Consider the following 13,367-nt stretch of genomic DNA (forward strand, 5'->3'; position numbering starts at 1 on the left):
TGAAATTAAAGGGGAAAAAACCCCTAAAACCCTTATTTATTAACAGCCGAGTACACGCCTAGCTAACTGTCTGTTTTTGATCTTTTTTTTCTTCATCTTCTATCAAGCTTTGTTAACGTTTGCCGATAACCATTGTATCTCAGATAAGTCGTTTCACAGGGTGTGGACAATATTTGATTTCATTAAACGGACAGATCGGCGCGCAAAAATCATTTCCAGTTTGGGCTGGGCATGAATGGTGCAATAAATGTTCTTACGCTTCCCCCCATCCTCCATGCATGCCAAACATATGCGCACAAGCCAGCATAGAAATAATTAACAGGAGCAGTACCTATGCGTGTTCTAAAAAATACCAGTATTCGAGTTATACTCTTAATAACACTTGGTTTTTTTATGGTACTGTGGGGTGGGGTTTCCGCATTTACCCTGTCCTCGCTGAATCAGGTAAACCATCTATTAGCAGTCAGTGAAGATCAGAAGAAAGACATTGATATTGTCACCCACGGCAACGACCAGTATTTTCGCACCGTTACGCGCCTGTCGCGGGCCATGGATTATGTCCAGACTGGCGAAATAGGGGATGCCGATAAGGTACTGGCGACGGCTATTACCGCCATGCAGAGCACCAAAGCGGCGCTTGATGAGTTCAAAGCGCGGCAACATCCCTCTATTGACCCCGCGGTAACTGAAAACATCATCAGCAGCTGGACCAAGCTTATTAATCAGGGAATGGAGCCTTTATTGCAGGCGGCCCAGGCGAAAAATATGGATGAATACCGCCGCATATACCGGACGCAATCACCGCCGTTCAGCCAGGCTTTCGGCGCGGCGGCGGAAAAATTCAAAAGCGAGGCCATGTCGCAGGCAGGCGCGCTGCAGGTGGCGGTGGTGGTCGATTGGTGCAAAAAAATATTGATTGCGGCCATCGTGGCCGGACTTATCATCCTGGTCCTGACCGACCGCTATCTTGTCAACTGCATGCTTAAGCCGCTGGAACGGTTTAAAGTACAGCTGCACACGCTTTCCGGCGGACATTTGGGCGATACCATCGCCGTGTTCGGCCGTAACAATGTGGGCCTGCTATTCCCCTATTTGCAGGAAATGCAACAGAACCTGATCCGCACGGTCTCCGCCATTCGCGACGGTTCCGCCTCCATTTACCAGGGCGCGGGGGAAATCAGCCGGGGCAATACCGATCTTTCCTCGCGCACCGAGCAACAGGCGGCGGCCCTGGAAGAGAGTGCCGCGAGCATGGAGCAGCTAAGCGCGACGGTTAAGCAAAATACGGAAAATGTGTTCCAGGCCAATAAAATGGTACAGGATGCTTCCAATACCGCTAAAAAAGGCGGCGAAATCGTCGATGAGGTGGTGGCCACGATGAGCAGCATCACCACCAGTTCGAAAAAAATTGCCGATATCACCGGCGTCATCAACGGCATTGCCTTCCAGACGAATATCCTGGCGTTAAACGCCGCGGTGGAGGCGGCCAGGGCGGGGGAACAGGGTCGTGGATTCGCCGTGGTGGCGGGCGAAGTGCGCAGTCTGGCCCAACGTAGCGCCCAGGCGGCGAAAGAAATTGAAGGGCTGATTGCGGAGTCGGTTGAACGGGTAAGCACGGGGTCCGTGCAGGCCTCGCGCGCCGGCGAGACCATGCACAGTATTGTGCAGGCGGTAAACCGCGTGACGGATTTAATGAGCGAGATCTCCTCGGCCTCGGAAGAACAGAGCCGGGGCATCAGCCAGGTCAGCACCGCGGTGGCGGAAATGGACGGGGTAACCCAGCAAAACGCGGCGCTGGTGCAGGAATCCGCGGCGGCGGCGGCATCGTTGGAAGAGCAGGCCCGTTTGCTGACGGAAACCGTGTCGGTATTTCAATTGCCGGCGGCGGGGCGATTGCTGAAAACAGACACCTCGATATCGTCTTGCGCCGCGGCGCCAAAGGACGGATTAAAAACGCCGGCTGGCCGGGAAAAACTTAACGAAAATTGGGAAACATTTTAACGTCAATCCTTTTTGAATAACGCCTGGTGGCTGCCGGAAAAGTGTCGGCCGCCGCTAGGCGCCCACCGTCCCGCCGCCAGACGATCTCCCCTCTCTTCGCCCCTTAACCCCCGGCGCGTGCGTTGCGAACGCCGCGGATCAAGACCGTCCTATTGCGTTATCCATTGCGTTATCCATGCCGCATATCCTGCCGCTTATTTGACTTAGCGCCGGGGATACGGTTTTTTACCGCCCCGATTGCCCCGCTGTAACATCACTGACATCAAGCCGTCGAATACTGCATTTTATTTATGATGGATAAAATCATGTTGGTTATTGGTCAAGGTGGTTTCAAGGGCCGCAGATGGCGATTACCGCGCATCGACGCGCCGCAATGGATGACCAGCCTGCGCGGCGGGTTTGTCCTGTTCCTGTTGCTGTTTTGTCTGTTGCAATGCCTCTCTATCGCGTTGCTTTCTCAGTTGGTCACCCATATGAAAAGCAATATCACCACCGCCCACGCCATGACGGAACGTCAGGCGTTAATGAATAAATCCCGTATAGAATTATTGACCGCCAGCGATAATATCAATCGCGCCGGCGTTTATTTTATGCAGGATAAACAAAGCGGCTCCGTCGGCAGTTGGCAGGCCTTGGCCGACAGCGCCGACACAGCGCTAAAAGCGGCTCAGTCCTTTTTTGCCGATTATCAAAAGCTGGATGGCGCGCAGGATAACGACGCCGCTCTGCGCCAGAATTTCGCCCTGGTGTTTGACGGGCTGAATGAGCAGTTAAAGGGACTGCGCGCGGATAATATCGATTCGTTTTTCATGGTGCCCATCCAGGCGTTTCAGGAACAATTCAACACGGCGTTTTATCAGCGGCTAAGCCAGGATACCGCCGAAGCCGGGCGCTTTAACCAAGCGATATTATCCTCGCTGACCACCGGTCGCAGCCTGTCGCTAGGTATCTCGGTGTTGCTGGCAGGTTTGCTGGCGCTAGCCGGCCTGGCCCTGTCCTATGCCGTTATCATGCCTCTCGACCACGCCCTGCGCCATATGGCGCAGATTGCCACCGGCAACCTCAGCGAACCTATGACGGCCTCCCGCTGGCAGTCGCGGGAGATCGTGGATCTGAATCAAGGTATCGGCCAGATGCAACTGGGCTTGCAACATATCGTCAATGAAATCAATGAAATATCTTCCCTTGTGATGCAGGGCGCCGGCGACATCGCCAGTCATAACCAGCGCGTCAGCCAGCATAACCGGCACCAGACCCAGGCTTTTCAAACTATCGGCGAGCGGTTAAACCATGTGGCGCAGGAAGCGGAAACCGGAGCGCAGTTCGCCGGTAATGCCACACGTCATATGAGTGATGCGGAGGCGTTGACCCGGCGCTGTGGCGAGATGGTGACGGAGGTTGATAAAAAAATGCATGAGATCGTGGCGGAGTCGGAAAAAATAGCCGGCATCGTGACCTTCCTCGACGGCATCTCCATGCAAACCAAACTGTTGTCGTTGAACGCGGCCATCGAAGCGGCCCACTCAGGGATAAACGGCCGCACATTTTCAGTGGTGGCGCGGGAAATGAGCCTGTTGTCGCAAAAAAGCGGTGGGTCGACGCGTGATATCGATATGCTGATCCAATCCACCCACCGGCACATCGACAGCGGTTTCAGCCGGGTAAAAGCGTTGGACCGGGTATACCACGATATTGTCCAGGCGGTGCAGGGGGTGGCATTGTTATTGGATGAACTGCAGCGCAATGCCGCGTCGCAAAGCGAAGGGGTGAATACCATCGCCGGTGAAATTAAACAGCTCAACGATCAAATCGCGCAAAGCAATCTGCTGACCCTGGCGTGCGCCAAAGCATCCGATGCGCTTATCGGCCATTCCCAACGTTTGCGGCAAAGCGTCAGTAAGTTCGCGCTGGCATGACCGGCCGGAAAAGCCGATGATATTTTCCTGCCATCCTTTGTGCCACTGCGAGGAATAAAATGAGCCAATTATCCCCTGTACGTATTGCGGTTATCGACGACTGGCAATCCATCGCCGGTCAGGTCGTGGACTGGTCGGCGCTGACGCCCGTCGGCGACGTGACATTTTTGCACGAGTTCCCCGCCGATACCGCGGCGTTGGCCGCACGGCTGCAATGCTATGACGTTATCTGCGCCATGCGTGAACGGACCCGTTTTGACCGCGCGCTCATGATGCAGTTGCCGCAGTTAAAGCTGCTGGTGACCAGCGGCATGAAAAATGCCGCGATTGATATTGCCGCCGCCGGAGAGCTGGGCATAAGCGTCGCCGGCACCGACGGCAATCCCTATGCCGCCCCCGAACTGACCTGGGCGTTGATTATGGCGCTTACCCGCAACCTGCTGGCGGAGGCGACTGCGTTGAGGTCGGGCGGCTGGCAGCAGGGGCTGGGCACCAGCCTGCACGGCCGCACGCTCGGTATCCTGGGGTTGGGCAAGATAGGCCGGAAGGTGGCCCGCTATGCGCAGGCCTTCGGCATGGAGACTATCGCCTGGAGTGAAAACCTGACGGCTGAGCGGGCGGCCGAATCAGGTGTGACCTATGTTGATAAAGCAACGCTGTTTGCACAGGCGGATGTCTTATCCGTCCATCTGGTATTGAGCGGGCGCACCCGCGCAATGGTGGACGCGCCATCGCTGGCGCTGATGAAACCCACGGCGTATGTGGTCAACACCGCGCGCGGACCGATAATTGATGAGGCGGCGCTGATTGCCGCGCTGCACGAACGGCGCATCGCCGGCGCGGCCCTGGATGTCTTTGACCAGGAACCGCTGCCGGCGGCGCATCCGTTTCGCGCCATGGATAATGTCCTGGCGACGCCGCATATCGGCTACGTAACCCGTGAAAGCTACCAGGTGTTCTTCAGCGATATGATCGAGGATATCCTGGCCTGGCACGCCGGCCGGCCTATCCGGCTGCTGGCATAACCGGGCCGCCGGGATCTGGCGGTTACGCCGGGATAATACGCTCGGCTTTCAGACGGTCAAACAGGTCGATAAAGCTGTCGCGGGTATCCTGGTAGCCGGTAAAACCGGCCTTACGGCTTTTGCTCATATCGGTCACGATTTCCATCGGCCGGCCGAGGTCGGCGTCGGTATGCCACCAGGAGACCAGGTTATCGATATTGGCCTCGCGCAGGCCAAAGCGCGCGGCAATGTCCGTCCACTGCGCCGGCGCGTCCTGCATGCGCTCGCCAAGCGGTGACGCCTGGCCGGGGAACGGCGCCGGCGACACGCCAAAATAATCGGCTATCTGCGACCACATCCACCGCCAGCGGAAGATATCGCCGTTTACGACGTTAAAATCCTGGTTTTTCCCCTGGTCATGGGTGGCGGCCCATTCCAGGTGACTGGCCAGCAGCCGGGAATCGGTCATATCGGTCAGGCCGTGCCATTGCATGGCGGAACCCGGGAAAATAAACGGCTGGCCGGTGTATTTGCACAGCGTGGCATAAACCGCCAGCGTTACCCCCATATTCATGGCATTGCCGATGGCATAACCAACGATGGTATGCGGGCGATGGACGCTCCAGGTGAAGCCATGGCGTTTGGCCGCGGCGAACAGGCGATCTTCCTGGGCGTAATAAAAATTGTCCACCGGCAGCCGCCCCTGTTCTTCGCGAAAGGGCGTGACGGGGACCGCGCCGGTGGCATAAGCCTCAAAGGGACCGAGGTAATGTTTCAGCCCGGTGACCAGCGCGGCATGGCCGCCTGCCATAGAGGCGCCCAGCGCATCCAGGACATGACTGACCATGGCGCCGTTCACGCGGATATTTTCTTTTTCCGTAGCCTGACGCGACCAGGCGGTGAAAAACACGCGATCGACCGCAAGATCTTTCAACGCCGCCGCCACGGACTGCCCGTCGGTGAGGTCGGCAACGATGGCTTCGCAGCCTTCCGGCACCGGCGTGCGGCCACGGGATAAACCGTAGACCCGCCACCCACTGTGCAATAATTTCACTGCCAGCGCGCTGCCGATAATGCCGCTAACGCCGACGATTAAGGCACGATGTTGCATAGCTTATCTCCCATTATCATTCCAGGTCTTCAGCTTAGACTGGAATTTAATTCTTATCCCGGCTATTGTTTCCTTCCATTCGAGAATTTTTATCCCTGATAATATGCATCCCACGGAACGTCTGAAAGGCCTGAGCGCGTTTGTTTACACCGCCAGGTACGGCAGCTTCGCCGCCGCCGCCGAACAGCTGAACCTCACCAGTTCCGCGGTGGGTAAAAGCGTGGCGCGCCTTGAACAACGCCTGGACACACGGCTGTTTGAGCGCACTACGCGCCGGTTGGTCCTGACCGATGCCGGACAGGCGTTTTTCGCCACCTGTACCCGGGTATTGAACGACCTGGCCGATGCCCAGGCGGTATTGGCGTCCCATGCCCATACGCCCATGGGCCGGCTGCGTATCGATCTGCCGGCCTCGTTCGGCCGCCTTATCGTGATGCCGATATTGATCGCGTTTTTCCGGCGGCATACCCATCTGCGGCCCCATATCACCTTTACCGATCGTTTTGTCGATTTGGTTGACGAGGGCGTGGATGTCGCGGTGCGTATCGGCGGCGTTGGCGATTTGCCGCCGGCGATCGGCTCCCGCTACCTGGGCACCGAACGCCTGATTTTCTGCGCCGCGCCCGCTTATCTGAAATCCCGGGGCGTACCGCTCACCGTGAAGGCGTTAAGCGATCATGATTGCGTGGTCTATGGTAAAAGCGATGGCGCGGGGGCGCGCTGGTTATTGCCGGCGGAGGGGGGGCGGACCAGGGGGCTTGAGATCGCGCATCATATGATGGTCAGCGACAGCGAAGCGCAGGTGGCGGCCCTCGAGGCGGGGGCGGGCCTGGCGCAAATAGCCACCTGGCTGGTGAGCAAAAGCCTTGATGAGGGCAAACTGGTGCCTGTCCTGCCCGAGGCCGTGGTCGACGGCCTGCCTTTGCATATTACCTGGCCGAAAAATAAGCAACTGACCCCCAAGATCGATTTATTGTTGCGAACTTTCGCCGGGCAGCTGCGCATTCGCTAAGGCATGCGCGCGCGTGCCGCGGTTATTCTAATCCCGCCAGGCTGTAATTAACCGGCACCCACCGGTAACCCCGCCGATCGCCCGTCCTATCCCGGTATTTCACATGGCCCAGGCCGGGAAAAGCAATATGGTCGGCGGCAATCAAATAGTCATTTTTTACCGCCTCCTCCAGAATGGCTTTCCTGGATTCGGCCGCCTGCGTCTTGTCCCAGTCATAGGTAATCGTCGTGTCCGGATCGGGAAATTGCACGGCGGATGAATGAATGGTATCGCCCCAGATCAACAGCTTCTGGCCGGCGCTTTCTATCATATAAAGCGTGTGGCCCGGCGTATGGCCCGGGGCGGGGATGGCGTTTATGCCGGAAAACAGCTGGGTTTGACCGGTGAAGGTTTTTAATTTTCCCGCGGCGATTACCGGGCGGAAGGAGGACGCGGATTCCGCGAAGGTATGCTTTTCACTCTCCCGCACCTGGCCGATATTCCTGGGATTCAGCCAAAAGTCGACATCCCGCTGATTAACCCAAACGGTGGCATTGGGGAAAGCGTACTGGCTGTTATGCACCAATCCGCCCGAATGATCCGCGTGAATATGGGTTAACAAGACGGTATCTATCTTTTCCGCCGGATAACCGGCAGCGCGCAGGTTTTCCAGCAGACGTCCGCCATTGTTGCCAAACAGCGGGCCGGAACCGGTATCGACGAGTATCAGGTTGCTGCCGGTGTTGATGACATAGGCGTTAATGGACGTTTCCACATTGGCGGACATATCTTCATCGGCCAGGCGCTGTTTGAGCATGGCGGGGGTGATGTCCAGCAACAGCTTGTCCAGGGGGATGGTGACGGTGCCGTCGGAAACGGCGGTGATTTCAAACTTGCCCAGCATCATACGATAAAAGCCCGGAGCCTGGTGTTTTTGCTGCGCCACCGGGGTCGCGGCGGCGGGCACCAGCGCCAGGGCGGGTGAGAGCGCCGTAGCAAGCATAAAGACGGCGGCGACCTTGACCTTGTTGACTCTTTTCATCATTACCTTCCATTTTTAAACGACATAAATCAATGGCTAAAGTATCTGGTCGGCGATAGTATTGATCAAATTGATTGGAGTAATTATGAATATCAACGAAAATGATTTTCGTGGTGTGGATTTGAATCTGCTGATTACTTTCCTGGTACTGTACCGGGAGCGCAGCGTTTCACTGGCCGCGCAGAAGCTTTTCCTGGGGCAACCGGCGGTCAGCAGCGCCCTGGCCCGGCTGCGGGCGTTATTTGACGATGCGCTGTTTATCCGTACCGCCCAGGGGATGCAACCCACCGCCAGGGCGGATTTCCTGGCCCGGCGGTTTGCGCCGCACTTTGAACAGATCCAGTCGATTTTATTTAATTCCGATGAGTTTATCCCCGGCGCGAGCCAGCGGACATTCACTCTGGGAATGACGGATTGGGTAGAGATTTGGCTGATGCCGCCGCTGTTGAAACAGCTCAGGACGCACGCGCCGGCTATTCGTATCAACGTTATCGCCACCACGCCCTTTGAGGACCCGGCTTTTCTTGAGCAGCACGAGGTGGATATGGTGGTTTCAGTCACCAGCGACCAGGCCCCCTGGCTACGGCGGGAGAAGCTGTTATCCCAGGAATTCCTGGTATTATGGCATCCGCGTCAGCTGCCGCTGCCCGCCCCGCTTTCCCTTGAGAATTACTTGCGATATGAACATCTGCTGGTGACCTATCGCTCCAGGGCGCGCAGCGTGGCGGACGATATGCTGGCGGAAAAGGGCATGGAACGGCGCATCAGTTATACCACGCCGCACTTCTCTTCATTGCCGGGGATATTACAGAATACGCCGGTGCTGACCACGGTACCGCAAGCATTGGCGCAGGCGTGGATGCGCAATGTCGCTTTTTGCGCCAGTCCGCCGCCGTTGGCGCTGCCGGGATTTGACCTGTCGCTGTTATGGCATGGCAGAAATGACGCCGATGCAGGCCGCCGCTGGCTTGCGGGGCAGATAAGCGCTATAGCGGGAAATAATGCGGCGCAGCACACCGCGGAGACAAAGCACTTAGAGTCTTAGCGCATCGCCAGATAGGCGTTTTTTACCTTCCACAGGTATCGCGGCGCCTGCGGCTGGGGATGTTTTTCCTGGATGTGCTGGTAGAACTGTTCCGGCGTCAGTTGGTTGATTCTGTTTATGGCGTAGTCCCGATCGCTTGAGAACGAGCGCAGCAGGGCGCCCGCGCCGTTAACGTAGGCGACCGCGATGGCGTAACGCAGCGTCTCGGGGTTGTGGATGCCGGATAACTGCCGTTGCAGGATGCTGATATAGGCCGTGCCCAGATCAATATTCGTGGCGGGGTCTTTTAAATCACGGACGCTCGGCTGGCCGTAGCGGCCTTTTAACCGATAGGCATCGCGTCCGGCGGTAGACGCCTTAAGCTGCATAAGCCCGACGGCGTTGGATTTGCTGATTACGCTGGGATTATAACCCGACTCTACCTGAATAATGGCTTTCACCAGCGTTTCATCGACGCCGTAAATGCTGGCGGAGTCGTGGATATAGCCGCCATAGATTCCCTTGGGCGCTGACTGCGGCAACATTTGCTGCGGCTGGGGGGGAGTAACGATGGCGACAGGCCGCTCTGTGGGTTGTTTGGCACACCCGGCCAACAGCAAACCAGCTATCAGGAAAAGGGAGTTTAATTTCACGCAGTATGCCTCAGGCGACGGGAGCGACCCTCAGCATATACAGGTTTGCGCCAGTTCTGAATATTTTTTTTCAGTGATGCGAGGCAAATTGCATTTTTTCTCGCCGTTTCGTTAGATTGCGCGGGATTCCGGCTGGAATATTCCCCTGTCTCTAAGATGCATCCTAAAATTATATTTAAATATTCAAAAAATATAAGGGTAACGCCGCGCTCAAATAGCGCGCGGCATCGCCGTTGCCGCCCAAATAACGCGACTGGCCCCAAATACGACAACGATGTCAGTATAATTTAACTGTCGATATTAAGTAAATAACGCAGGTTATACCGATTTTTCATTTCTATTTTTATCTTAGCGCGACATGCGCTGCGATATTTTGCCGCCTGCCGGCGCCGGCAGGATATTGCCGCGCCATAAGAGTTAGAACCGCAAAATAAATCGGCTGCCCTGCTGCAGGGCTTTGACATCAAGCTGCCAGTGATGGGCGACGGCAATCTCTTTGCAGATGGCCAGTCCCAGTCCCGTACCGCCATGTACCGCGCCGGGCGCGCGCCAGAACCGGTCAAACACCCGCGGCGCTTCATCGGCTTTAAGGCCCGGCCCGTTGTCCGAGACCTGGATGGAGGCGGCGTCGGCCAGAATATCAACGGTACCGCCGGGCGGGGAGTAGTGGATGGCATTCTCGACGATGTTTTTCAGCAAGATAAACAGCGCGCTTTTATCCGCGTGTATCGGCGGCAGGGTATCCGGCAGCCACAGGCGCAACGTGATACGGTTGCCCGCGGCCTTGCGGTCCAGATAGGATGCCACGTCGCGCATTACGGCAAGCCGGTCCACCTCGCCAAAGCTATAGTTCTGCGATTCGCTCACCTCCGCCAGGTGCAATAGCTGGCGGACCTGACGCGCCATCAGATCGATTTCCCGATACAGCAGGTTTTTATTTTCGATTTCGGGCTGCAGCTCAATTTGTCCCCGCAGTAACGTGAGCGGAGTTTGCAGCTCGTGCGCCGCGGCGCCGAGGAAATCCTGCTGGGCGATAAAACCCGTTTCCAGTCGCGCCAGGGCAGCGTTAAAAGCGACAATCAGCGGCTTGATTTCACTGGGAATATCACGATCGTTTAAGCGTGTCTGCAAATTAGCGGGCGTGATCGACATGGCGGCCTCGGAGGCCACTTTCAGGGGATAGAGCACACGGCGTATGGTAAAGGGGAATGCCAGGCCGAACGCGATGGTCGCGATTAATATGCTCCAGGCGATGATCTCCGGCAGCGGCGCGAATTTCATATTCGCCACATTTTCCCCGAAGACGTCGCTGGTCGCGGTCTGCACGTAAAAGCGCCTTCCCCCGTGATCGGTTGCAAGCGTTATTACATCAAATGGCCTGCCGTTGATGGTCACGCGCTGATGGGAATCCGCCAGATCCGCCAGCCGGCCCTTGCCCCATGCCAGGCCGCTGTTGTCTTTCCCGCTGCTGAGCATCAATGTGCCGTGGTTATCAAACACGCGATACATCACTTCGGTGGGGGCGATAGCAAATAGCCAGGCCGTTTGTTCATCCAGCCTGGCGGAGACGGGCATGCCCAGTTCGTTGTATTGCAAGCCGGCGGAAACCCGCAGCGCGTTTTTTTGGTTATTATCTTTCTGCCACATTTCCCGGGGAAACTGATTTAACGCGTAGAGGTAAAGCGCCGCGATAAACGACAGGCTGACCGCCAGGACCGCAATGCTGGTCAGCCATAATCTTGCCGACAGGCTATATGTCCAGTAACGGATCCATTGCGCACGGAGAAATGTCTTAAGCATAGCCAAGCCCGCCGTCATCGCGGGAGGCCGTCCTCACGGCCAGGGCGAAGCCGACGCCACGGACATTTACGATTTGGGCGGCCACGCCCGCGCTGGACATTTTTTTACGTAGCCGGTGAACGGTGACTTCCAGCGCATTCGGCGTGACCGCTTCCCCCAATCCCCATGCCGCGTGTTCCAGTGATGCATGACGCACCGTCTGCCCGCCCGCCTTAAGCAACGCCAGCAATATTTGCAGCTCGGTGGGGGCGAGCAAAACGGACTGCGTTGCGCCGTACAGCGTCGGTTCCCGGGGATCAAGGGTAATATCGGCGAAGGCGTATACCAGGCCGGCGGTTTCAGCCGGCCGCCGCATCAGCGTTCGGATGCGCGCGACCAGTTCGCTCATGGCGAACGGTTTGGTAACGTAATCGTCCGCGCCGCTTTCCAGTCCGTCGACCCTATCGTGCAAGGCATCCCGGGCGGTCAGGATCAGGCAGGGCGTCATATATCCCGTGGCCCGCAACTCCCTTAAAAAATCCAATCCGTCGCCGTCGGGCAAGCCGCGATCGATGATAAGCACGGCATAATCAGCCTGCTTTACGCCGTATTTCGCCTGCGACAGGGTATAAAAAAAATCGGTTTCCACCCCGGCACCGGACAGCGCCTGACCGATCATGGCCGCCAGACGCTCGTTATCCTCGATAAGTGCGATACGCGCCATGTCGTGTTTTCCAGTTAGAAACGATAAAGGTAGCCGAACCGGGCCTCGGGGATCACTGTCCTGTCAACCAATGGACTGTCGGTGATTCCGCCGCCCAGATGAGAGACGCCGGCGTCCAGGCTCAGGCTTTGGTGCGGCGTAAGCTGGTAATCGAAACGCACGCCCGCCGAGAAGTTATAGGTGGCTTTACCCGCGTAGGCATCGCGTCCGGCGCGCGCTTCATCATTTTCCACGCCGTAATAATAATCCACATAGCGACTGTTATACCAGTCAATGCCGGCGTGGGGCACGAGCGTGACGTCCCCGTATTCGAACGCCCGGTGGTAATCAATGCCCGCTTTCAGCCCTTTATTCCCCGCCGTCAGGACGTTTGCGCCGAAGGTGCCGTAGCCGCTGTCCCAGGCCATGGCCGGTCCGACCCAGAATCCGCCTTTGCGTTTTTGCATGCCGTCGAGTATCGGCGCATCCGATTCCTTATAGCCATCGCCCAGGGCATATTCCCCGCGCAGGGTAACGCTGACGTTATCCCAGCGGCCGATCTTGACGTCAAGTTTGTTGCCGAAGAGATGGATCCATTTGTTATCGAAATAGATCAGGGGCAGCGGGGAGACGCTGGCATCGTCTCCTTTGTAAGGCGATTGCTCATAGCCCACGCCGATGCCAAGACCCCAGTGGGTAACGTTGGGCGCATCGCTCCAAAATGAAAAGCCCGTCGCGTCATTCTCCGCCGTCGCCGGGGCGGTGCCGGCAGCGCAGGCGGCGCCGGAAAAAAACGCTACGGATGCTACTGCATACCCTATCCTGAGCCGATGTTGCATGAATTCTCTCACAGTGGTTGTCTGGATGTCGCCGGGAGGACGTGACCAAGATGGGGTCAACTCTAAGGCCGTCAGGCTTACAGTCGACTTACAGCGAGGCGATTAATGATCCCTTCAGCGGCAGTCCGCCATCATTTCATGGCATGGTCATCGCAGTGAATAAATTTGGGAGGGTGCCGGCAACATGACATAAGTGAACAACGCGCGCCGGCCCCGGCCGCCGGCAGGGACCGGCAAAGAGGCGGAATGTATCCGCCGGCCAGGGTCACGGGTTGGGTGGCGACGATAGTCATGTAGCCGGCCT

The 13,367-nt window shown here is 57.1% G+C and carries 11 protein-coding genes; 5 read left to right on the forward strand and 6 right to left on the reverse strand.

The features are described 5' to 3' along the window. The first annotated feature begins 333 nt into the window (after positions 1-333). The 3 genes from ABUK12_RS20255 to ABUK12_RS20265 all read left to right on the forward strand — a co-directional run bounded on the left by ABUK12_RS20255 (position 334) and on the right by ABUK12_RS20265 (position 4,942). Positions 334-2,001: a methyl-accepting chemotaxis protein gene (locus tag ABUK12_RS20255; RefSeq protein WP_410013492.1), complete on the forward strand. Its 1,668-nt coding sequence runs from the start codon at positions 334-336 to the stop codon at positions 1,999-2,001. A 305-nt stretch (positions 2,002-2,306) separates the two neighbouring features. Further along, entirely contained in the window at positions 2,307-3,917 is a 1,611-nt protein-coding gene (locus ABUK12_RS20260) for a methyl-accepting chemotaxis protein (RefSeq protein ID WP_410013493.1), read from the forward strand. 59 nt (positions 3,918-3,976) lie between these two features. Beyond that, complete coding sequence (locus ABUK12_RS20265) at positions 3,977-4,942, forward strand: D-2-hydroxyacid dehydrogenase family protein (protein ID WP_410013494.1); 966 nt, start codon at positions 3,977-3,979, stop codon at positions 4,940-4,942. Positions 4,943-4,964: 22 nt separating this feature from the next. Here the strand turns inward: ABUK12_RS20265 and ABUK12_RS20270 are convergent, their stop codons facing one another. After that, entirely contained in the window at positions 4,965-6,032 is a 1,068-nt protein-coding gene (locus ABUK12_RS20270; protein WP_410013495.1) for an SDR family oxidoreductase, read from the reverse strand. Between the two features lie 103 nt (positions 6,033-6,135). On the opposite strand from ABUK12_RS20270, the gene ABUK12_RS20275 reads away from it, so the two are divergent. Next, the gene (locus ABUK12_RS20275) at positions 6,136-7,044 is read left to right on the forward strand and encodes a LysR substrate-binding domain-containing protein (protein WP_410013496.1); all 909 of its coding nucleotides are present in this window, start codon (positions 6,136-6,138) and stop codon (positions 7,042-7,044) included. Positions 7,045-7,066: 22 nt separating this feature from the next. On the opposite strand, the gene ABUK12_RS20280 is transcribed toward ABUK12_RS20275, so the two are convergent. Beyond that, the gene (locus tag ABUK12_RS20280) at positions 7,067-8,068 is read right to left on the reverse strand and encodes an MBL fold metallo-hydrolase (RefSeq protein ID WP_410013497.1); all 1,002 of its coding nucleotides are present in this window, start codon (positions 8,066-8,068) and stop codon (positions 7,067-7,069) included. A gap of 82 nt (positions 8,069-8,150) precedes the next feature. Here ABUK12_RS20280 and ABUK12_RS20285 point away from each other — a divergent pair, with 82 nt between their 5' ends. Continuing rightward, the gene (locus ABUK12_RS20285; RefSeq protein WP_410013498.1) at positions 8,151-9,110 is read left to right on the forward strand and encodes a LysR family transcriptional regulator; all 960 of its coding nucleotides are present in this window, start codon (positions 8,151-8,153) and stop codon (positions 9,108-9,110) included. Here ABUK12_RS20285 and ABUK12_RS20290 read toward each other — a convergent pair. From ABUK12_RS20290 to ABUK12_RS20305, 4 genes are all read right to left on the reverse strand, one after another. Continuing rightward, positions 9,107-9,742, reverse strand: a complete 636-nt coding sequence (locus ABUK12_RS20290) for a transglycosylase SLT domain-containing protein (RefSeq protein WP_410013499.1) — start codon at positions 9,740-9,742, stop codon at positions 9,107-9,109. The two genes, ABUK12_RS20285 and ABUK12_RS20290, sit on opposite strands and share 4 nt — an antisense overlap. A gap of 417 nt (positions 9,743-10,159) precedes the next feature. Continuing rightward, positions 10,160-11,542 (reverse strand): sensor histidine kinase, encoded by a 1,383-nt coding sequence (locus tag ABUK12_RS20295; RefSeq protein WP_410013500.1) that lies wholly within the window; start codon positions 11,540-11,542, stop codon positions 10,160-10,162. Beyond that, entirely contained in the window at positions 11,535-12,245 is a 711-nt protein-coding gene (locus ABUK12_RS20300) for a response regulator transcription factor (RefSeq protein ID WP_410013501.1), read from the reverse strand. Before ABUK12_RS20300 ends, ABUK12_RS20295 begins: the two co-directional genes overlap by 8 nt. Positions 12,246-12,259: 14 nt before the next feature. Beyond that, positions 12,260-13,063: a MipA/OmpV family protein gene (locus ABUK12_RS20305; RefSeq protein WP_410013502.1), complete on the reverse strand. Its 804-nt coding sequence runs from the start codon at positions 13,061-13,063 to the stop codon at positions 12,260-12,262. Between the last annotated feature and the right edge of the window lie 304 nt (positions 13,064-13,367).

It is taken from the genome of Sodalis sp. C49, from assembly GCF_046352915.1.
Classification (GTDB): Bacteria; Pseudomonadota; Gammaproteobacteria; order Enterobacterales; family Enterobacteriaceae; genus Acerihabitans.